A 22,733-nucleotide genomic window follows, 5' to 3' on the forward strand; every position below is an offset into this window, starting at 1 on the left:
AATCAGAGGTAATGTAAGAACGGAATTTTTGAACTGAATCGGAGGTACATATGAAACAGCTTTATATGAAACAAAAAATATTTAGTCTGAGCGGCAGGTTTACGGTAAAGGATCAGCAGGAGGACGATGTGTATGTGGTCGAAGGCAGCTTTATGAAGATGCCAAAGACGTTTACCATTTTGAATACAGAACGAGATGAAATCGCTGTGATTACGAAGAAAATGTTTACCTTTTTACCGAAGTTTTTAGTAGAAGTTGATGGTCAAGAGGTATTGACGATTAAAAAAGAGTTTACGTTTTTTAAAGCAAAATATTCAATTGATGCTGCTGGGATTGAAGTACAAGGTAACTGGTGGGATATGAATTTCCAGGTGCTCCAGAACGGCGAAGTGATCGGTCAGGTGAAGAAGGAATGGTTTACTTGGGGTGACAGCTATAAGGTTGATATTTTGAAAGAAGAAATGGAGCCTGTGATGATTGCGCTCGTTGTTGCGATTGATTGTGTGAAAGCTGATGAAGCAGCGTCTAGGTCTTCGTCGTCGGCCACGACGAATTAATAAGTGAGGTGAGCACACTGATCACATTCCAATACAAAGTATTTCTAACAGTCGTCGAATGCGGCAGTTTTACAAAAGCCGGGGAGAAGCTTGGGCTGACGCAGTCTGGGGTGAGTCATAATATTGCAAAGCTTGAGTCGGAACTCGGGATTGTGCTGCTTCGACGGAATCGAAACGGGCTGTCGTTGACAGACGCAGGTGAGCGGGTGATGCCTCATATCCGGCAAATCTTGCATCATGCGGCATTGCTTGAGCAGGAGGCGGCGCTAATTCAAGGGATGGAAGTGGGGAGCATCAAGATTGGGACATTTCCTAGTTTTTCTTCAAATGTTCTACCACGCCTTATTCACCGTTTTACGCAATGCTATCCGCATATCAAGCTGGAGTTATATGAAGGCGGTTATGAGGAGATTGAGGAATGGATCGCTTCAGGCACGGTTGATGTTGGTTTTTTAACGCAGTCATCGAGGGAATTCGAGACCATTCCACTTTTTCAAGATGAATTGGTGGTGCTCATACAAGAGAATCATCGCTTTCATACGAAGAATGTGATCGAAGTTGATTCATTACATGATGAAGCCTTTATCATGCCGAAAGCGGGCTGCGACATACTCGTCAAGAAGCTGTTAAAAGAAAGAGGCGGCGTGAAGCCTCATGTTTTGTTTGAAATTGAAGACAACAATACGCTCATTTCTATGGTGCAAGAAGGGCTTGGGGTCACGATTATTCCAAAATTAGTGTTACCGCCGCACATACCTCATACGAAAATCATTCCACTGGAGACGAGCGTCTTTCGTGAGGTCAACTTGGCGCTCAAATCGTTCAAAGCAGCTTCCCCATCGACCAAGAGGTGGATCGAAACGGTCAAAAATCATTTTAAATAGAATCAGCTTGAACAGGAAGTCCCCATTCAAGCTGGTGTTTTATAAAGACAACACGCCGCGGATCGTGATGACAGCTGCGCCTGCCACTTTGATCACCGGCTTTGATTCATTTGGAATGACTGTGATACGAAGCAAGCCAGGTCTGCCGATGGCATCGCCTTGGGCAATGTTCAGGTGAGTGATTTCTTGCTGAGAAATGATGCCCTCCAAATAAAGATATCCAGCCAATGCCCCGTTTGCTGCCCCCGTCACAGGATCTTCGGGTATACCAATCCCAGGTGCAAAATCTCTCGTATAAAGATCGCATTCTTTTGAGGTGTGGAACGTATAAAGGTGGGTTGTCGAGATGACATGCTCTTTATTCATTCTAGCTAAAGCCGCTAAGTTTGGTGCTGCTTGATCAATGTCCTGTTGGTCCTTCATCGGAACAAGCAGATGCCAGTTACCGGTGTTTGCTAATTTGATAGGAAAGGATGGATCAATGCGGTCAATGCTCACACCAAGCATGTCACTAAGCTCTTCTAAATCAATGACAAAATCTCGCGTCTTCGGTGTCACCTGAGTCATTTCCACATCAACGACCTTGCCATTTTCTTCGTGCCATACGACAGGAACCTTGCCGATCTTTGTTTCTAACACGACCCCTGGTCTCTCTTTAGCCAGCCCTAGCTCCGTCGCCAGAAGCCAAGTCAATCCAACAGTCGCATGCCCGCAAAAATTGACCTCTTCCGTCGGCGTGAAGTATTTGACCCGATAATCGGCTTCCTTATCATGGGCAGGTAGCAAGAAGACGGATTCCGGTAAATTCAACTCCTTGGCGATGCTCTGCATGTCATCTTCTGTTAAAAACTCACCATCCAACACCACCCCAGCGGCATTTCCTCCAAATTTCTCAGTTGTAAACGCATCAACATGATACACTCTAATGTCTCTCATCTGACGAACCCTCCTATACATTTTTGTTACGTTTATCATAAGTTTGTTTGATGTATTCGTAAAATGAATCTTTTTGATGGTTTAAATCGGAAGTGTTCATGTAATAGAGGAAGTTTTCGCAGAATAATAGTTTGAATAAAGTATAATGAAAGAAAAAATGAAGTGAGGGATGCGACATAGATCTGGGTGGATACATCAATATCGGACTCGTTTTTTATGAGACCATTCATATACCAAATACTTTTCGTCAATTGATTGATTATCTAGCTCAAAAAGACATGTCTATTACGAAAGTAAAGTCTAGTCAGGACCCTGACGGAGAAAGATGGATTGAACACGTTGTTAAAGAGAATATCATCAAAGATGATGACTTTTCAGGTTATTATATAGAATTTGAATTGTCGGGGTCGAAGCTAAATGATATGACCATTAACATACAAAAAGAAGCAGGTTATGTAGGGTTCGTTATCTGTTTAAAGTGGACAGAGGTCGTTTCTCATGATGTCATTCATCTTCAGCAGGAAATCATACGCTGTCTTGTGGATCTTTATCATACGATAACGTTTGAATATGCGTTCATTGGACATGAAATTGAAGTCGAGATTCATCCAGATAAGTTTGAAAAGTGCCTGCAAGACCAGCATACTTTTCCAGTTGCTCTAATTGGGAAAGGAAATCACATAGATATTTATTATGGTGATGTGGCGATTGATGATCTTTCTTCTCAAAAAAGAAGGATAGAATGTTTAAAGGTTAAAAGCTAATAGTAAAAAAGCCTCCTGATACTCTCAGGAGGCTTTTTCCGTCCGTCACCCATAATAATTATTCGCTTGAATAAAAAATTGGGATTGTGTGTAGTTATATGTGATTTTCGAAAAGTCGAAGGGCTGGCCGTTTGTGAGGTGAAAGACCGTCTCGACGCGGAGAGCGGGATCGTCTTGTTTGAGGCCGAGGTGCGTCGCTTCGGTTTCATTCAATTTGCCTACTTGTAAGTACATATCGGAGAAACCGACTTTGAGCCCCAAACCTTCACTGACGAATTTAAAAACAGAATCGGCGGCAATTTCTGTGTTGAGATAAGGAATAATCGTTTTTCGGTAATAGGATTCTTCTAAACATAAGGTTTGTCCGTTGATGTAACGAATGCGTTTAAGGTAAAAAACATCTTCATCTTGTTCAATGTTCAAATTAAGTGCAGCTTCTTCGGACGGCTTGATGGTGTCTAGCATTAAAACCTCTGATGTCAGTTGAAATTCCTCTAAATCTTTTTTAAACCCTTGGTTGGATAAAAGGCTAATGTAGCCCTTGCGCCGGTGTCTTCGAACAAAGATGCCGCTGCCCCTCACTTGATAGATAATTCCTTTTTTTTCGAGTAATTCTAACGATTTGATAATGGTACTTTTGCTCACAGCAAATTGGCTCATGAGTGTTTCGAGTACAGGGAGCTTATCCCCTTGTTGCATCTCATGGGTGACAATATATTTTTCAATATCGCTCGCAATTTGTTGATACTTTAACATGGCTATTCCTCTTTGTTTTCACGATTTATTGTCTTTGTATTATAGCACATACCAAATTTCCTTTGATATGCTATTTAAAATTATATATGTATTGATAAATTGTACCGGTATAATTATAATGTACATATACTAGTAGTGATAAAGGGGGGTTTTATATGTCAAAAGTGAGGGACTATCAAAAGCTTGCAGAAGACATCTTAGAGGCAGTTGGCGGAGAAGAAAATGTGGTGAGTGCTACAAGATGCGCCACGCGGCTGCGTTTGGTCTTGAAACGTTCGAATCCAAAGGCAAAGGAAGCAGTCAATGCGATGCCTGGCGTCATTACCGTGGTGGAAAATGGCGGTCAATTTCAGGTCGTTATCGGTCAGCATGTTGGTGAGGTATATGAGCATTTTTCAAGCCTTGTTCAGCTGCAGCCGTCTGATGATGATCAGCCAAATGAAAACAAGGGAACGGTGCTGAACCGTGTCATCGCGACCATGTCTGCTGTGTTTGCGCCATTTGTGTATATTTTGGCAGCAGCAGGTATTTTACAAGGTGCACTTATCCTCATTAATTTATTATTTCCAAGCTTCTCGAAAACGGGAACGTATGAAGTCTTTAGCTTTATTTCATGGGCGCCGTTTACGTTCTTGCCTATCTTTATCGCCATCACAGCAGCCAAGCATTTTAAAACGAATATGTATATCGCCGTAGCGTGTACAGCAGCGCTTGTCAGTCCAGCTTGGACGGAGATTGCTGGACGCGTGGCATCAGGGGAAGGCGTTACCTTTTTAGGCATAGCGTTATCTGAAACAGTTTATACGTCATCTGTTTTGCCGCCGCTATTCTTGGTATGGATTCTTTCATATGTAGAGAGATTTTTAAACAAACGCATTCACGAGGTGGTCAAACCGTTATTTGTCCCATTTATCTGCATGGTTGTCATGGTTCCGTTAACGATTCTATTAATTGGTCCTCTTTCGACAGCCGGTGCAAATGGGATTGCAAACGGATACAATGTCTTAGCGGAAAATGTCCCAGCTTTAGCAGGTGCTATTATCGGAGGATTCTGGCAAGTGCTTGTCATTTTCGGTGTTCATTGGGGCATCACACCAATGGTGCTCGCCAACTTTGAACAATATGGACGTGACTCCTTCCAGGCATATCAAACCATCGCTGTTATCGCTCAGGTCGGCGCAGTGTTAGGGGTTATTTTAAAAGCAAGAAACCGCGAAACACGAAAAGTCGGGGTTTCAGCGGGAATCACGGGTCTCTTTGGAATTACTGAGCCTGCGATTTATGGGGTTACCCTGCGTTTCAAAAAACCATTTATTTTCGGATGTATATCTGGAGCGGTCGGTGCCATTGCTGCCAGCTTCTTTACGCCTTATTACTTTGCGTATGCAGGTTTGCCTGGTCCACTGACGATTGTAAACGGAATTAGTTCAGATTATCCAACATCGATCATCGGCATATTGATTGGTGTCGCAATTGCGCTGATCTTACCAGTTGTGCTTATTCAAATGTTTGGTTATGGGGAAGATACAGTGGAACAGACAGCCGGTGCAACGTCTGATAAAGAGCAAGTTGGAGAAAAAATGAATGCTTCGATGAATAATGAAGAAACCATTCCTGCACCGCTTGCAGGGAAAGTGATCCCGTTATCTGAAGTGCCAGATGCCGTATTTAGCTCGGGGGCGATGGGCAAAGGGTTTGCGATTGAACCGACAGACAACAAGCTGTATGCACCTTTTGACGGCAGTGTCGTTATGCTTGCGCCGACAAAGCATGCAATTGGACTGCGTTCAGAATTCGGGGTGGAGTTACTCGTTCATGTAGGAATTGATACGGTTTCCCTAGATGGCTCAGCATTTACTCTGCATATCAAAGAAGGCAGCAAGGTGAAGAAGGGTGACTTGTTGATGACATTTGATCAAGAAGCCATTGAAAGCAAAGGATTAAAAACAATCACACCAGTCATCATCACCAATACACAAGCGTACGAAGATGTGATTGTAGAAGAACAATCGACATGTCAGCCAACAGACGTCATGATCACAATTGTGAAATAGGAGGAATGAATAATGACATTACCAAAAGATTTTCTATGGGGCGGAGCATTAGCTGCACATCAATTTGAAGGTGGATGGAACGAAGCTGGAAAAGGCCCAAGTGTTGTAGATGTGATGACAGCAGGTGCTCATGGAGTACCAAGACAAATAACTGAAACGATAGAAGAAGATAAATTTTATCCGAACCATGAAGCGATCGATTTCTACCATCGTTATAAGGAAGATATCGCAATGTTTGCCGAAATGGGTTTGAAATGTTTACGTACATCGATTGGCTGGAGCCGGATTTTCCCTAAGGGAGATGAAGAAGAACCGAATGAAGCAGGTTTACAATTCTATGATGATGTATTTGATGAACTGCTCAAGCATGGCATCGAGCCTGTGATTACGCTGTCTCACTTTGAGATGCCGCTCCACTTAGCAAGAGAGTACGGCGGGTTCCGCAGCCGAAAAGTCGCTGAGTATTTCGCGAAATTCGCAGAAGTATGCTTCAATCGATACAAAGACAAAGTCACATACTGGATGACATTTAATGAAATCAATAACAAAATGGATGTCAACAACCCACTATTCCTTTGGACAAATTCAGGGGTATCAGTCAAAGAAGGCGAAAATGCCAAAGAAGTCATGTATCAAGCAGGACATCATGAATTACTTGCAAGTGCATGGGCAGTAGCCAAAGGAAAAGAAATCAATCCTGCTTTCCAAATTGGAGCGATGGTGTCTCACGTGCCAATCTATCCGTATTCCTCAAATCCAGAGGATGTCATGCTCGCAGAGGAATATATGAGACAGCGCTATTTCTTCCCAGATGTACAGGTGCGCGGCTACTATCCGAGCTATGCATTAAAAGAATTCGAACGCGAAGGCTATCACATTCCATTTGAAGAAGGCGATGAAGAAAGCTTAAGAAAAGGGAAAGTGGATTATCTAGGCTTTAGCTACTACATGTCGACAACGGTTAAAAGTGATACTGTGTCTGATCACAACGGAGACATTGTCAACGGAGCCCTGCCGCATGGTGTAGATAACCCTTATATCAAATCAAGTGACTGGGGCTGGTCCATTGACCCGACAGGCTTAAGATATACATTGAATCGTTTTTACGATCGCTATCAAATCCCGTTATTCATCGTAGAGAATGGATTTGGTGCAATAGATCAAGTGGAAGATGACGGTTCTATTCACGATCCAGAAAGAATTCAATATCTCGCTTCTCATATCGAAGCACTGAAAAAAGCCATTGAATACGACGGTGTCGATCTTATTGGCTACACACCTTGGGGCATCATTGATATCGTGTCATTCACAACAGGCGAAATGAAAAAACGCTACGGCATGATCTACGTTGACCGCGACAACGAAGGAAATGGCTCAATGAAGCGCCTCAAAAAAGATTCGTTTACTTGGTATCAAAACGTCATCGCAACGAACGGTGAAGAAGTGTAATAAAGGAAAATAGAAGCCCGGACGAGCGTGGTATATGCTTGTTCGGGTTTTTTCATTGTTTATGTTTTAATAGAGCCTGAATACAAAGGAAGAAGAGGGTAATGGAGACAAAATAGTTCATTGGATTGTGAAAGATCTTAATGTTCAAGGATATTTGAAGAAGAATCCAAAAACCGAATATCACCATAACAGCAGGAATGATTTTTTTATACACATTGATTCTCCTTTCGAGAGTAGTTTGTTTTTAATTGGCATTGTCTCATATCATGGCAGAGATTGAAAAAGATATTAATAGGCTCTACTAAACCATTTGGTATAATTGATCTATAAAAGCGATAAATGGTAGATATAGAATAGGAGTTGTTGAAATGAATCAAACTCTGCAAATGGGTGCCAATACTGTACTAAACTCTCCAAAGGGACAAGTATCCATCAGTTATGAAGTATCATCTGCAATTGATATTTCTTTAACAGCGTTTCTCTTAACAGATTCAGATCTAGTTCAAGGAGATCATGGCATTATTTTTTACAATCAGCCGGAGAGTGCCACGGGTGTCGCGACACTTTTACCAGCAGAGATATCAGGTCAGTTGAAAAGGCATCAATTGTATTTTGATATGAGCAAAGTGCCTGCTGGAATCACAAAGGTGGCGATTACACTAACAGAGGATCAAGGAATTGGTTTTTCTCAAGTGAAGAATCTGCAAGCAGAAATTCAAACAGGCGATGAGGTACTATACCTTACACCAGTAAGCTTTACAAATGAAAAGGGTATTGTCGTAGTAGAGCTATATATCAGAAATGGTGAAACGAAAGCACGATCCATCTGGCGTGGCTTCGATTCTGGATTAGAAGGGTTATGTCAGCTTTTTGGGGTAGAGGTTGAACCTGATGAACAGGGTGTTTCTATACCTCCTCAAATGACTTCTGAAAAATTAATTGATGAGCCTGCTTCTCCAATGAAGCCAGCTGCTAAAGAGAAAGTCGCTGCACCAATTAGCTTAGAGAAAGTTCAAGGTAAAATTAGTCTAGACAAAGGTCATAAACCGATCATCATTGAAAAAACGCCTGAGATTACAGCTACAGTATCCTGGGAGTCTGGAACCGATTATGATATTTATGCATTGGTCTATACGAAGTCAGGAAAACAAATAGATGTGGCCATGTTTGGCGCAAAAGGTGTTCCTGCTCTTAAAAGTTACGGAAACGGAGCTGTAGAGCATATGGGAGATGTCGGTAGAGACCGTGAATCGATGAAAACAGAAGTCATTAAATTACGGTTAAATGACGATATCCTTGCTATCGTTCCGGTTGTTTATTCTGCACAATCAAACGGAACAGGTTCCTTTTATAGATATAGGGTATCTATGAGTATCGATAATCACCAAGGAACGTCTGTGACAATTCATGCCAAACATGCGAATGATAATGATCGAATTTATTCTTGTGTGCCGGGTATGCTTCAAAATACAAATGATGGTGTGATCATCCGTCCGCTAGAGCTTTACAGCAAACCAAATTCCGAGCGCAGACCTAAATTAAAAATGAAGTCTTCTAATGAAATTGATGTTTTAATGGATAAAGGACCAATCAATGATTATAAATAAAACGAATGTATGGCTAGACAGAGCAAAGTGCATTGTCTAGCTTATTTTATTTGACCTTTAAATAGAGAGTCTATCCCATTTTTCGTGTCAATTAGCCTATTTTTCCGTTTTGAGGGGCACGGTAAAATAGACTTTATGATCAATAATGGAGGGAGTGACTTCTTCTGGGCAAGATACTTGATGCAAAAGCACTAACAAGTGCCATGGACACAAGAGCAAAACACTATCAGGAACTCCGTGAACAAATGGTAGATTTAAAAAAGGCATTACAAGGTGTTGCCAACCTCGGTGATGATTTTACTGGAAAAGGTGCCGATAACATTAAAAGCTTTTATAAAGAACTAGCGGGTAATGTTGATATGTTTATCAATTTCATTGATAAGCAAAAAGCCTTTCATGAAGGTGTTTCTGGGACACTTGATGATACGAGCTTTGGCGGCGATACCTTTGTAGAAGAACACTTTTTAGACAACGCAGTACATATGGGCATCAAGAATGCCAAAAGCATTGTAAAGGATCAAAAAAAGGCACTCAAAACGATTTTTCAAGACATTGATGACCTCATTTCCTTAGAGGTATTTGATAGCCAAAACTTTGACGAAAAAATAGAAGATGCGGAAGATGAACGAAAAAAGACGGTCAAAGATCTGAGAGAGCTTGATCAAAATTTAAAAGATGAATATGCTTTGTCAGAGACGGAGCAGCAAGCTACAATGGCATTGTACGCTGAAATGATGAATGCAACAAATGACGGAAAAGCGATTTCGCCTATGAATTTTGACAAGAAAGCGTATCAAAATAGCGAAATCTACAAGGCAAAAAGTGATATTGAAAAGCAAACTTCTGAATATCTGAAAATCAAAAAAGAACAAGAAGAAGCCCGCGAGATTGCAAAGGAACAAGAAGCCCTCGCCAACCGTCCTTGGTATGAAAAAGCGCTCGATTACGGTGGAAATATCGTCAATGAACTGACAGGTGTGAACGATGCAAAACGTGCCGCAACAGGCGTTGATCCAATCACGGGCGAGGAACTCACCGCTGGACAGCGTGTCGCGGCAGGTGGAATGGCAGCAGCCGGTTACATTCCAATCGTCGGCTGGGCAGGCCGCATTTTTAAAGGTGGAAAGGCGGTCTATAAAACGACTCAAGCCACATCAGCTGCAGTCAGAGCAGTCGACATCTACAAGACATCACAAAAATCCTTTGACGCCCTGAAAACATCTCAAAAAGGATTATATGGCCTCACCGCCACCAACGGCTTCAGCGAAGCAATCACAGGCCGCGATATGTTTGGAAACAAGATCTCAAAAGAACAGCAGGAAGCCAGTATGAATGCGGCGCTTGGAATGCTTTTGCCGTTTGGGGCGAAAGGGTTTCATGGGAAGATGGGAATTAAAGGGGATAAAATTGAACATCCGGTATTAGATAATAAAAGAGTCGGAAGTGCGTTGAAAAAGCCGGATGGCCAACATGGTTTCAATGATATAATTGACAATTACACACCATTAGCTAAAGAGTTTGATTTGGTTGGTGGTGATAAAACAAAGGTTAAGCTATACCAAATAGAAGGTGGAATGAAATACTATAGTTACAAGGATGTTTATAATAAAGATTTGCGAATAATTGAAAGAGTGTTTTCAGTTAAAGATCAAAATGGTATTTTTGAGTGGATTGTCGATCCAAATAAGGGAGTTACTCATAGAAGATTTATTCCAGAAGGTGAAATTACAGGATTGCCCAATCAAAATCCTAAGAGATAGGAGTGAAGAAAAATGAAATTTTCTATAGAGGTTTTAAAAACATATAATATTCATTATGATTGGAAAACTATATATGTAGGAATTAGGCTAGATTTGATTTCATACAAAGAAATAAGCAAGTATGCTGTGGAATACTTATCTAATCATACTGAATGTGAAAATTCTTTAATCTTAGAATTAGCTTGGGGGGCTGGCGACCCAGATGAGGATTTTAGAAAACTTCAAATGATCTTGGTAGATTTATATAATGATTTGGTAGAAGAAGAATCCAGTCAATGGGACGTTGAAAAAAGGAAATGGAGATATGGTATAACGTCTCACTTAAAAGAAAAAAATAAGAATTCACCTGAAGAGTTGTTGGATGAGCTTTCTGAAGTATACGCAGATTTTGGCTATCCTGAGGACATGGAACCGTTTATTCATTATATGCCCTCTTCAGATGGTTATAATCCGTTACTGTATTCAAAAGAAGAGAATATAAATAGATTAGTATCTCTTTTTGAGGAGTTTTTACAAAAAGAAAAAGCGGTTGTTCAATTCGTTACTGATTAAAAGGTGCCTAATGAAAATAGAACTTGAATTCGAACAAGAAGTGACAAACTACTATAAGTGGTTAGATCAAAAAGTAAATGAACTCAAACAGTTAAGTTTATATAGTATTAATGGATATTACTTTTTAGATGATGGTGGTATTAAGACTTTTCAAAGTTATTGTCAAAATGAACTAATCGAAATTTTTAGCGATCAATTGACTAATTACCATTTTTATATCTTTCTGAGTAAGAAAGTAAGTGATGTACATTCTCTAATAGAAAAATTCCGAAAAGTATGGAAATCTATTGATTCAGAAATAAATACTTCAGGTTTTGAAAAGGGGCCAGAATTACTTTTAGATGAACATGAAAATCATTTTTATGTCAGTATGGCCAAGGTTCCTCAACATGATTTAGATAAAGCATTGCGAATAATGGATCAGTATCAATCTAGTTTCATGATTGCCAGTAGAAGGGATTCTATGCTCTCAGAGGAATCTATAAAAGATTTATTTTACTCAGGATTGGATAAGAATAGTAATGAAGTAGATTATCAAGCGCTTTTTTTGAAGTATGGTCTGAATAGTGAAATTATCTTTAGATGGGGATCTGTTCTAAATGAGGCCGAATTGGCAATGATTTTAAATAAAGATCATACCCAGAAAATACGGGAGCGAATACAAAGCCATTCATAGTATCTTCAAAATGATCCGTAATATTTTAAACAATCTCCACATTCGGGACTGATCCCCCGTTTTTAAGAGACTGGGATCAAAACACCGTATGAAACAGCCAGTTGTCGAAACTCTTTCGATGACTGGTTGTTTAATTTCCATAGAATTCGAATATGGATTTTATAAAATCGCTGCGTAATGTTTGTCAGATGGTGGAGATGATAGAAACCTCCTAATTTTAACTTCTCATGTTATCTTGATATTCAGATATTTACCGTCTTCCAACTTGTTGATGAAAGCGATGATGTTCCCCATAATGGTACAATTTCACATGTGTTTTGCCAGAAGGTGTTTGCTTGCCTTCAATCAAGAGAACATATCGAGAGCATGAAATTGAAGCACTTGAAGTGAATTTGAATGAAGTCTTTATTCATTTAAATCGCTTTCTTGAGCAAACAAAATTTTTAAGTGGGTATTTTAGTGGCAGAGGGTTTCCGTTTTGGATTATGCATCGAGAGGACGGAATATTTTTATGAGTTCAGTACTTGTGGCTGTGAAGTTTAGAAGGGATATGTTGATAGGAACGGCTGGGTGTTATTCGAAGATATCATCACCTGACTGTTCTAGTTAAAACAATACCTCTCGCCTTCAATATGAATCCTAAAAAGGTACGATTAGATGATATAACAGTGCTCTTTGATCTATATTTAATAAATTTATGATTTGATTTGTAAGAAAAACATTGCTTTTGTTAAAAGAATTAATTACTATAAAGATATTAACATGTTAAAAGCGGTTTCATGAAACGATGAAAATTTAAAAATAGAATAATGCGTACATTCAATAAGGCGTGTTACTGTTCGGCAGGCAAGACCTAGATTGGATGGGATATCTGTATTTGTATATTCCCACCCAATCCAGGTCTTTTTTTGTTCCCTGAGCGCCTATAATCAAAAATGAAAGCGGTGACTTTAATGAATCATAAAGACTTAGCTCAAGACATTCTAAAACATATTGGCGGAAGCGAAAATGTTCAAAATGCCATCCACTGTATGACGAGATTAAGGCTGACTTTAAAAGATTCTTCACGCGCTAACTCTGAAGAAATTAGCCGTCTTGATGGCGTCATTCAAGTAGCAGATACAGCAGGTCAGTATCAAATTATTATTGGAAATGATGTGGGTTATGTTTATAAAGAGTTTGCAAAACTGATTGATCAAAATCCGGAAGCAAGCGGACAGATTGTACAGAATAAAGATCATAGCTTGAAAGGATATTTCAATCGTTTTGCCAATTTGATCACTGGCATTTTTGCACCGATCATCCCTGCGATCGCTGGTGCAGGAATGTTGAAGGCTCTATTAATTTTATTGCCGATGCTGAATTTGATGAAAGAAGACAGCCAAACCTATTTGGTATTGAAAATCATCTCAGATGCAGCGTTTTTCTTCTTGCCAATTTTGTTAGCCTATACAAGCTCACAAAAATTTGGCACAAACCCTATGGTATCAATGGCTTTGGCTGGAGTTTTGTTACATCCGAACTTAACAGCCCTGTTTAGCAGTGGTGATCCAGTTGTCTTTGCGGGCATCCCACTAAAAGCTGTTTCTTATGGTGCATCGGTTATTCCGATCATACTCATTGTCTGGCTGATGTCTTATGTAGAAAAGCTGGCAGATAAATTATCACCGGGACCGGTCAAAATCTTTATGGTTCCTTTAATTACGATGATTATTGTCGCTCCGATTGGTTTACTGTTTTTAGGGCCGCTCGGTATGTATCTTGGTGCAGGCTTAGCTGCAGGGGTCTTATGGATCCAGCAAACTGCGGGATGGGCAGCTGTTGCGATTTTAGCCGTTTTCTTACCTTTTATCGTCATGTTTGGGATGCAGAAGGTGTTCTATCCAGTTGTTATCGCCTCTCTTGCTTCGCCTGGATACGATGCTCTCATTGGGGTCGCTATGTTAGCGGCGAACTTTGCGCAAGGTGGAGGTGCTTTGGCTGTTTCATTTAAAACCAAAGATCCTAAGTTAAAACAAATTGCGATGTCCGGAGGAATTTCTGCTTTATTTGGTATAACAGAACCTGCATTATACGGCGTTCATTTAAAACTTAAGAAAACATTACTCGCATGTATGATTGGAGCAGGGGTTTCAGGTGTTTTTGTTGGATTGATTAAGCTAAAGGCGTTTGTCATGGTTTCACCTGGTATTGCAACAATGCCAATCTTTATTGAAAAAGGGACTTCAAACTTTACGTTTGCTATTATTGGTGCAGTCATGGCAGCGGTCATCGCGTTTATTGCTGTTTACATCATCGGCTTTAAAGATGCAGAAACTGAAAACATCGAGAAGAAAAATGAGCCTGTTTCCACATCAGAAAGCACAAGAAATCGTGAAGTCATTTATGCACCAATGAAAGGAGACATCATTCCTTTAGCAAAAGTGAATGATAAAGTATTCTCTGAAGAAGTGATGGGGAAAGGGGCAGCGATTCAACCTAGTGAAGGGAAAGTATTTGCTCCTTTTGATGGACAAGTAGAAATGATTTTCCATACAAATCATGCCATTGGTTTAAAATCCAACCTTGGTGTGGAAGTTCTGATTCATATTGGTATTGATACTGTAAACTTAAATGGACAATATTTTACTTCACATGTTCAAAAAGGTGATACAGTGAAACAAGGTCAACTTCTGATTGAATTTGATCAACAGAATATACAAAAGGCTGGCTATGATACAACAACACCAGTCATTATTACAAATACAGCTGATTATTTAGAAATTTTACCCCAAGAGGGAAAAACGAATCCTGTTTCTGGTCATCAGCAGCCACTTTTAACGGTCTTATAAATCGATTTTGAATGTATCCAGGAAGGTGATATGGTATGGAAATTATAAAAGTGCTGAATACCAGTGTGGTTCTCGCTAAAAGAGATGACGGTAAGGAAATCATCGTAATGGGTAAGGCGATTGGATTTAAAAATAAGCCAGGCAGTCTTATTCAAGAGTCTGATATTCAAAAGATCTATGTGCTAGAAGATCAAAGCACGTCTAATGATTTAGCTGAGCTTATGAGGGAGACCCCAGAGGAATTTTTAATCATGACAGATGAGATTATATCCTATGCGAAGCGCCGTTTATCTACACACTTAAATGAGCATCTTTATATTTCTTTAACCGATCACCTTTTCATGGCTACGAAGCGCTTTAAGGAAAATTTAACGATACAAAATCGCCTGCTGTGGGAAGTGAAGAAATTTTACCCCGAAGAATTCAGTATTGGTCTGCATGCACTAGAGCTGATTGAAAAACAGTTAGGCATTCAGCTGCCTGAAGAAGAAGCGGCGAATATTGCATTTCATCTAGTAAATGCGCAGCAGACCAAAGATAATTTAAATCAAATCGTGATGATGACTAATATGGTCAAAGACATTTTAAATATTATCAAAATGCATTATAAGATCGACATTCCGACAGATACGATTAATTACTCCAGGTTTTTAACACATTTACAGTTCTTTGTTCAGCGTTTGCTGGAGAACAAAATGCTTGAAACAGATGATCACGATCTAATTGATCAAATCATGAGGAAGTATCCTGAAGAAGTAAAATGTGTGGAGAAAATCGAGAAATATATTAAAACAAGTGTGGATTACACGATTTCCAGTGACGAAAAAATGTATTTAATTATTCATGTCAATCGAGTGGTTCAAAGAAATAACGCATAGTCTTGAGGAGGAAGAAACATGTCTAATCAAATCAGGAAATTTCCAGAAGGATTTTTATGGGGAGGCGCCATCGCGGCAAACCAAGCAGAAGGCGCATGGAATGTAGACGGAAAAGGGCTATCGACTGCTGATGTGGCGATCTTTAAAAAAGGTCTCAGTAAGTCTGATTATAAAAAGCACAACAAAGTGGATGAAGAACAAATTCAGCAAGCGATGCGTGCAGATACCGCTGAAGGTTATCCGAAACGAAGAGGTGTAGACTTTTATCATCGTTATCCTGAAGATATGGCGCTGTTCAAAGAAATGGGATTGAAGACGTTACGTGTCTCGATTGCATGGACACGTATTTTTCCAAACGGTGATGAAGAAGAGCCAAATGAAGCGGGATTATTATTTTACGACCGCCTATTCGATGAGATGAAGAAACATGATATTGAACCACTCGTTACGTTATCTCATTATGAAATGCCGCTATACTTAGTGAATCAATATGGAGGATGGTCTCATCGCATTGTCGTTGATTTCTTTGTGAAATTTAGTCGAGTTGTATTTGATCGATATAAAGATAAAGTCAAGTATTGGCTGACTTTCAATGAAATTGATAGTATTGTCCGACATCCATTTACAAGTGGTGGAATCGTTTCAGAGCGCTTTGACAATGTAGAACAGGCAGTTTATCAAGCATTGCATCATCAATTTGTTGCAAGTGCTTTGGCCGTTAAATATTGTCATGAAATGATCCCAGGGGCAAAAATAGGGTGTATGCTGACGAAATTAACAACATATCCGTATTCTTGTAATCCAAAGGATGTTCTGAAGGCATCAAAGAACAATCAGTTTAATATGTTTTTTACAGATGTACAGGTGCGTGGTGAGTATCCGCGTTTTATCAATCGACTGTTTAAAGAAAAAAACATTCACATTGAGAAACAGCTGGGAGATGACGAATTATTAAAGGTGCATACTGTTGATTTTATTTCATTCAGTTACTACAATTCCTTGGTTGCTACTGAAAATAGTGAAGGCATGGAAACTGTCAGCGGCAATACAATAGGTGGAGTGAAAAACCCATATTTAGAAGTGAGTGAATGGGGCTGGCAGATCGACCCGATTGGAATTCGTATCTCTTTAAATGACTTATACGATCGCTATCAACTACCACTATTTATAGTTGAGAATGGATTAGGTGCATACGACAAGGTGGAAGATGGAAAGATAAATGATGATTATCGGATTAGCTATCATGAGCAGCATTTCCAGCAGATGCTGGAAGCCATTGAGGATGGAGTCGAATTAATAGGTTACACCAGCTGGGGAATTCTTGATTTAATTAGTTACTCGTCATCTGAAATGGAAAAGCGATATGGGTTTATCCATGTTGATCAAGATAACGATGGAAACGGAACGTTAAATCGAACACCTAAAAAAAGCTTTTACTGGTATCAAGAAGTCATTCGTCAAAATGGGTTGAAAATGAACGATGAACAGAAATGAGACATCAGTTAAGGAGTGGCAGCTAACCACTCCTTTTTTCTATCGATGGTGTCATACGCTTGATCGATGAATTCCCCTCAAATTTAAGCAATTCACTATCTTTACCTTTCTCATTCATATAAAATAAGAGCAGTGAAAAATTGAAGAAATGCTTGATACATGAAGGGCGTGTAAGCTGTGAGCTGCATGACATGATGAGATGTATGAACGTGAAGGCTGCAAAGCTGTTCTTCCTCACATATGAGATCTTGTAAGCGTAACCATTATTTGTCACTTCATTGCGATGGTGTTGAGGGGTGTGTCAGGATGAGGAATCCGTATGTGAGAACGGCTTCTAGTCTGTATATTAATTACTTTTTATTAGGTATGGTCAATATTATTTTGGCTTCAAATATGCCATTTTTAATCAAACAATTAGATACCAATAGTGCGGGAATTAGTTATATGATTTCGGCGCTTGGCATTGGCAGGGTGCTCACGTATGGTTTATCAGGCGTACTGTCAGATCGTTTCGGGCGGAAGCCGGTCATTTTGGTTTCTGGTGTGCTGATGGCGGTGTTCCTCATCGGAATCCCATTGTCTCCGAATTATCAAATCGCGTTTGCGTTTGCGATTTTGGCAGGGGTCGCGAATTCGGCAATGGATGCAGGAACGTATCCTGCGTTAATGGAGGCTTTTCCGCAAAACTCAGGATCTGCGAATGTGATGGTGAAGGCCTTTATCTCCATTGGGGCAACCATTTTGCCACTGGCGATTTTCTTTTTAGCAGAGCATGATTTGTTTTATGGAATTTCATTTTTTGTTCCTGCTCTGATCTATCTTGTAAATGTCTTGATGCTGTGGACCTTGCCATTTCCGAATCATCGCAAGGTGGAGCAAGTCCAGGTAACGGAGCATGATGGACTTCCGCGCTTCTCGACAGAGCCTACATTTTGGAGGGAAGGGATCGCACTCATTTTAATCAGCTTTACATCAAATGGGCTGTATGCGCTGCCGCAAATTTGGCTTCCTACGTACGGTGAGGCCATCTTGGGGATGGCATCGGGCAGTGCTGTGAAACTGCTCAGTTACTATAGCATGGGCGGGCTGCTGTCTGTTGTGTTGCTCGCGTTTCTTTTGCGCCGCTTTGTCCGTCCGGTCACTGTGCTGCTGATCTATCCAATCATTACACTTATTTCTATTTGTGTACTCTTGGTCGTGAAATCGCCAGTCATAGGAACCGTCAATGCTTTTGTATTAGGGTTTTCAACAGCAGGAGTTTTTCAGCTGACGTTAACTGTGATGGCTGAATTCTTCTGGAAAAACAAAGGGACGATGACAGGGATTATCTCCACAGCAGGCGGCGTGTCGGCTATCGTCATCCCGGTCGTAACAGGGTTAATTCAGAGTCACGCGTCCATTTTACAAATCTTTATGTTCGATGCAGTGGTGGCTGTTGCAGCCATTATCGGCGCACTGTATATCCTGTATCGCTACCGTCAAGTTATGGTACATGATTAAAAAAAGACGACCTCCACTTAGGAAGTCGTCTTTCTTTTGTTTTAGAAACGGTCATTTTCAAAAAGAATTTGTTTTACTTGATCAACTGGCATATCTTCACCAGTAAAGAGTTTGTAAGCAAGTGCTCCTTGCCATAACATCATTCCAAGACCGTTAATCGTTTTGGCGCCAGCTTCCTGTGCTTGTGCAAGAAGCTTTGTTTTTTGCGGGTTGTATACGACATCTGTCACGATCAAATCTTCACGAAGTACATCAAGTGTATCATCGATAATGCTGAGCTGATCTAGTGGTTTCATGCCAAGGCTTGTCCCGTTTGCCAGGATCGCACTTTCTGCTACTTCACGGCGGAACGCGTCTTTGTCTTCAAGTGGGAAAATGTTTGCTTTGACACCGAAAGATTTCATTTCGTTGTTGATGTAATTTACATTTTCTTCTGCTTGAACAAAGTATTGGTCATTACGAGCAAATATACTAATTTCACGAATGCCGGACTGTGCAAGCTGAATCGCAATCGGAGTTGCCGCGCCGCCAGAGCCAACGAGTGTGACTTTTTTGCCGGCTAATTCAACGCCATGCTCAATCAAGTTTCTCACATATCCAAGACCATCTGTGTTGTAGCCGATGAGTTTACCATCTTTGTTTACTACAGTGTTACTTGCACGTGTATATCTTGCAGAATCATCTAGTTCGTCTAAGTAATCTAGTACTTTCATTTTGTTCGGCATAGAGACGTTAAATCCAGCTGCACCCATTGCTTTCATACCGTTTACGGCTGCTTCTAGTTCATCATTCCCTACTTCAAATGCGAGGTAAGCATAGTTGATACCTGTTAGTGTATAGCCAAGGTTATGCATACGTGGTGAAAGGCTGTGTCCGATTGGTGTAGCAAGAAGACCGACTAATTTTGTTTTTCCATCAATATTTCGTTCATGTATGTTTGTCATGATTGACATCTCCTTTAATTATCTAAATAATTTTTTCATGCGTCCAAGAACAAAGACCGCTAGTAATACGCTAATAACCGCAATGATCATATCGAAAAATAACGTCATTTTAATATCGTACGTGCTGACCAATCCACTTGTAATGAGCGGCACGAGAATAAACGCTGAGCTTGCCGCAATATTAACGTAGGATGAAGCCGTTGCTTTGTTTGTCGGGAACAATTTCATCATAATACTCATCGCCAGCTGGAAGATTCCTGCTGTAAATAGCCCTAAGAAGAAGGTGCTGACAATGACAATGCTGTACGTTTCGATTTGGAAAAGTGAAAGCATTGCAAGGAACGCCCCAATTGGATAAATGATTGCCACCATAATCGGTGAAATGAATTTATCTAAGACGATCGAAAGCAAGAGAACAGATACGAGTGCACCAATACTAAAATAAGATAGAAGCTGTGTGGCTTGTCCTGTGCCAAGTCCGATTAATTTTAACCCGAGCTGCGGAAGCCATGTCTGCCATACGACAAACAATGCAGTCGACGTGAATCCCATCAGTACAACAGCTAAGCCTTCGCCAAGCATTTTTGGTTCTTCCTTCAGCTGGTCTTGTACTGGAAGAGCGTCTTGTGAAGAAACTTGCTTATGGTTCGGGAATGGCATAAAGATTAAGTAAATTCCTACAAGTAAATAAAGAAGCCCTAGTCCAAAGAACGCCCAGCCCCAGAAGATGTCATGTGCCACTAGGTACGCCAAGATAAATGGAAGAACAGTCGCCCCAATGGATACAGACGCTTTTACTAAAACAGAAGCCGAACTTGCTTTTTTCGGAAATGACTCTGTCAAAGCAGGGTAGGTTCCTGAATCAAGCAGTGAGTTGGCAATACCTGCTGAAATCGCAAAGATAAATGCCAGTGTATAACTCGTTGTCGTTGGAATACCGATTAAGAATAATAAGTAAAGAAAATTTCCTGTAATAATGACAGGCTTACGTCCCCAGCTATCGGCTAACCGACCTGAGAAAAAGAGAGCAATGAGTTTACCAATTCCGATCGCCGATACAAGCAAGCTGATTTTCGGAATATCTACATGGTAGCGCTCAGATAAGCTGTCCATGTTGGAAGCTACAATAATATTGATCATGCCAAGCATGAAGTAGTTTAAATACATGCCAAGTGACGATTTAATATAAGGATTTTTCATGTTCCCACTCCTATATTTGAAACCCCTTTAAGGTCAAATTCTTTGTATACCCTTTGTTATTGTTTCCTTCAAAATGAATAATATGAAGCCCATCACAACACCCCTTATTGATGAAAAAATAATGAATATTCATCTGTTCTTCAATCAAGTACATCGTTCTACTAAAATGTAAAAAATAATAACAGCCTTGATTAGGAAGTGAAACTTCATGATTTGATCAGAATCATAAAAAATCACTTTTAACTGTTTTTTGATAGAAATAACGATAGGACTAAATAGGTATAACGATATACTAAAAGAAGCAACGAGATAAATATACTCCTGCATTTTAAATGTGTCAAGTTTATGACTTTGTGATTTAAAAAAAGAAAAATGAAACAAAGAAATAGTTGACTTGTTCAATAAAAAAAGAGAATTGCTGCACACAATTCTCTTTTCATCATGATGGAGAGGTTTCTCTAATATGAAGTTGAGGTTTTAAAATCAATCTCTGCAGCTCTTCATCCTGATCGTTCATTTTATGATATAAAAGGTTCGCTGCTTTTGCCCCGATGGATCGGGGGAATGAAGAAACAGTGGTGAGCGGCGGATGGTACATCTCCGCTTCAGGAACATTATCGAATCCAACCACATCAATATCTTCACCTGGCTGGATGCCCCGTGCTGACAGTGCTTGCATGACTCCAAATGCAACTAAGTCACTAAAACAAAAAATAGCGGTAGGAGGCTCGGGTTGATCCATCACTTGAGCGAGTGCTTCTTTCCCGCCTTCACGAGTAGGTACGATATCAATAATAAGGGAATCATCAATCGTCAGGTTTTCATCGTCATGAGCTCTTTTGAAACCTTTCATCCGCTCAATCCAAGTCGATGAGGTCTTGATGCCGCCTAAGAAGGCGATACGTCGATGCCCCTTCTGAAGAAGATGATGAATGGCCATCCAAGTGCCTTGTTCATAATCAACACCGACATAATCACATTGCACATCTGATAATTCACGATTTGCAAGTACTTTTGGGGTGCGAATTTGATTTAACTGTTTGGCTGTCCGAGCCGAGCTTTTCGAAGCTAGGTTTAAAATGATTCCGCCCACTCGGTGCTCTACCATAGTGGAAATGAGCCGCTCCTGTTTATCGACACTGTCAAAGGTTGTACCAAGTAAAACAGTATAGCCTAGTGATTCAAGCGTGGTTTGCACGCCGATTAAAAATTCCGAAATAAAGGTGTTAGAAATATCTGTGACAATCACACCAACGATATTTGAGCTTTTTGACCGCATGTTGGCAGCTACGCGGTCATATACGTACCCTAAGTCTTCCATGGATTGAAGCACTTTGTTTCGAGTGGCTTCAGAGATTCTAGGATTATTTCGAACAACGAGTGATGCCGTTGAAGTCGAGACACCGGCATGCTTGGCGACTTCCTGTAATGTGACACGCTGTTTGTTCATTTTTTTCATTTGTCTTCACCAACTTCAATGGATTGCCTAACTTTGTTCATGATCAAGAGGGATTTCTCCATCAGACGAGCCGAACATCTTTTGGTTTATTATACATGAATTAGGGGGGATTGATGAAGTGAAGACATATGGGTATCACTGTAAATCATAAAAGATTACCATTGACAGCTTTCTGATTGAGGCGTAAAATATAAAATTATTCAGAAATAGCAACATTTTAATTAAATAACGAAGGCTATGATTGCTGTGGGTCACACTATAGCAGGAGCAGCTTCTGGAGAGACCGCATGTGTGTGCGGCGCCGAAGGGTTCACAATCTCAGGCAAAAGGACAGAAGAGTACGAAATATTGTATTTGTGATGCATGGATGATGCCGTGTATTACTTTTCTCTATTTTGCTATTCTTTTATGACCGTGAGATTGGAGCGCATC

The 22,733-nt window shown here is 40.2% G+C and carries 19 protein-coding genes and 1 riboswitch; of the genes, 14 read left to right on the forward strand and 5 right to left on the reverse strand.

The window, feature by feature from the left end; all coding sequences use genetic code 11:
- Positions 1-50 precede the first annotated feature (50 nt).
- Both OIT90_RS00465 and OIT90_RS00470 read left to right on the forward strand, forming a co-directional pair.
- A complete protein-coding gene (locus OIT90_RS00465; protein ID WP_144493786.1) occupies positions 51-557 on the forward strand; it encodes an LURP-one-related/scramblase family protein in 507 nt (168 codons plus the stop codon).
- Positions 558-565: 8 nt separating this feature from the next.
- Complete coding sequence (locus OIT90_RS00470) at positions 566-1,441, forward strand: LysR family transcriptional regulator (protein ID WP_474892146.1); 876 nt, start codon at positions 566-568, stop codon at positions 1,439-1,441.
- 39 nt (positions 1,442-1,480) lie between these two features.
- On the opposite strand, the gene OIT90_RS00475 is transcribed toward OIT90_RS00470, so the two are convergent.
- Positions 1,481-2,377, reverse strand: a complete 897-nt coding sequence (locus tag OIT90_RS00475) for a PhzF family phenazine biosynthesis protein (RefSeq protein ID WP_474892147.1) — start codon at positions 2,375-2,377, stop codon at positions 1,481-1,483.
- Between the two features lie 230 nt (positions 2,378-2,607).
- On the opposite strand from OIT90_RS00475, the gene OIT90_RS00480 reads away from it, so the two are divergent.
- Complete coding sequence (locus OIT90_RS00480) at positions 2,608-3,141, forward strand: Imm64 family immunity protein (protein ID WP_474892318.1); 534 nt, start codon at positions 2,608-2,610, stop codon at positions 3,139-3,141.
- Between the two features lie 45 nt (positions 3,142-3,186).
- Here OIT90_RS00480 and OIT90_RS00485 read toward each other — a convergent pair whose 3' ends face one another.
- The gene (locus tag OIT90_RS00485) at positions 3,187-3,897 is read right to left on the reverse strand and encodes a GntR family transcriptional regulator (protein WP_039182781.1); all 711 of its coding nucleotides are present in this window, start codon (positions 3,895-3,897) and stop codon (positions 3,187-3,189) included.
- 155 nt (positions 3,898-4,052) lie between these two features.
- Here OIT90_RS00485 and OIT90_RS00490 point away from each other — a divergent pair, with 155 nt between their 5' ends.
- The 11 genes from OIT90_RS00490 (at position 4,053) to OIT90_RS00540 (ending at position 18,698) form a co-directional block, all read left to right on the forward strand.
- Positions 4,053-5,951 carry a beta-glucoside-specific PTS transporter subunit IIABC gene (locus tag OIT90_RS00490; RefSeq protein WP_474892148.1) on the forward strand — a complete coding sequence of 633 codons (1,899 nt, stop codon included), beginning with the start codon at positions 4,053-4,055 and terminating at the stop codon, positions 5,949-5,951.
- Positions 5,952-5,960: 9 nt separating this feature from the next.
- Positions 5,961-7,400: a 6-phospho-beta-glucosidase BglA gene (gene bglA, locus OIT90_RS00495; RefSeq protein WP_474892319.1), complete on the forward strand. Its 1,440-nt coding sequence runs from the start codon at positions 5,961-5,963 to the stop codon at positions 7,398-7,400.
- Positions 7,401-7,768: 368 nt separating this feature from the next.
- Positions 7,769-9,007, forward strand: a complete 1,239-nt coding sequence (locus OIT90_RS00500) for a TerD family protein (RefSeq protein ID WP_474892149.1) — start codon at positions 7,769-7,771, stop codon at positions 9,005-9,007.
- A 203-nt stretch (positions 9,008-9,210) separates the two neighbouring features.
- Entirely contained in the window at positions 9,211-10,767 is a 1,557-nt protein-coding gene (locus tag OIT90_RS00505; protein ID WP_106025393.1) for a ribonuclease YeeF family protein, read from the forward strand.
- A 12-nt stretch (positions 10,768-10,779) separates the two neighbouring features.
- On the forward strand, positions 10,780-11,319 hold the full coding sequence (locus OIT90_RS00510) for a DUF2247 family protein (protein WP_064498924.1): 540 nt from the start codon (positions 10,780-10,782) through the stop codon (positions 11,317-11,319).
- 10 nt (positions 11,320-11,329) lie between these two features.
- Positions 11,330-11,995 carry a hypothetical protein gene (locus OIT90_RS00515; RefSeq protein WP_144493798.1) on the forward strand — a complete coding sequence of 222 codons (666 nt, stop codon included), beginning with the start codon at positions 11,330-11,332 and terminating at the stop codon, positions 11,993-11,995.
- 459 nt (positions 11,996-12,454) lie between these two features.
- On the forward strand, positions 12,455-12,538 hold the full coding sequence (locus tag OIT90_RS00520) for a YxiF family protein (RefSeq protein WP_435890429.1): 84 nt from the start codon (positions 12,455-12,457) through the stop codon (positions 12,536-12,538).
- 410 nt (positions 12,539-12,948) lie between these two features.
- Positions 12,949-14,826 (forward strand): beta-glucoside-specific PTS transporter subunit IIABC, encoded by a 1,878-nt coding sequence (locus OIT90_RS00525; protein ID WP_099663849.1) that lies wholly within the window; start codon positions 12,949-12,951, stop codon positions 14,824-14,826.
- A 35-nt stretch (positions 14,827-14,861) separates the two neighbouring features.
- Complete coding sequence (gene licT, locus OIT90_RS00530) at positions 14,862-15,704, forward strand: BglG family transcription antiterminator LicT (RefSeq protein ID WP_059377348.1); 843 nt, start codon at positions 14,862-14,864, stop codon at positions 15,702-15,704.
- 18 nt (positions 15,705-15,722) lie between these two features.
- The gene (locus OIT90_RS00535) at positions 15,723-17,198 is read left to right on the forward strand and encodes a glycoside hydrolase family 1 protein (RefSeq protein WP_058838379.1); all 1,476 of its coding nucleotides are present in this window, start codon (positions 15,723-15,725) and stop codon (positions 17,196-17,198) included.
- Between the two features lie 306 nt (positions 17,199-17,504).
- On the forward strand, positions 17,505-18,698 hold the full coding sequence (locus tag OIT90_RS00540) for an MFS transporter (protein ID WP_106025397.1): 1,194 nt from the start codon (positions 17,505-17,507) through the stop codon (positions 18,696-18,698).
- 41 nt (positions 18,699-18,739) lie between these two features.
- Here OIT90_RS00540 and OIT90_RS00545 read toward each other — a convergent pair whose 3' ends face one another.
- The 3 genes from OIT90_RS00545 to OIT90_RS00555 all read right to left on the reverse strand — a co-directional run bounded on the left by OIT90_RS00545 (position 18,740) and on the right by OIT90_RS00555 (position 22,301).
- Positions 18,740-19,642: a shikimate dehydrogenase gene (locus OIT90_RS00545; protein ID WP_024423990.1), complete on the reverse strand. Its 903-nt coding sequence runs from the start codon at positions 19,640-19,642 to the stop codon at positions 18,740-18,742.
- Positions 19,643-19,660: 18 nt separating this feature from the next.
- Complete coding sequence (locus OIT90_RS00550; protein WP_039182759.1) at positions 19,661-20,842, reverse strand: MFS transporter; 1,182 nt, start codon at positions 20,840-20,842, stop codon at positions 19,661-19,663.
- Positions 20,843-21,281: 439 nt separating this feature from the next.
- The gene (locus tag OIT90_RS00555) at positions 21,282-22,301 is read right to left on the reverse strand and encodes a LacI family DNA-binding transcriptional regulator (protein ID WP_151284959.1); all 1,020 of its coding nucleotides are present in this window, start codon (positions 22,299-22,301) and stop codon (positions 21,282-21,284) included.
- Positions 22,302-22,565: 264 nt separating this feature from the next.
- A riboswitch (glycine riboswitch) is annotated at positions 22,566-22,645 on the forward strand.
- Positions 22,646-22,733 lie beyond the last annotated feature (88 nt).

Source organism: Bacillus sp. ABR (genome assembly GCF_056172715.1).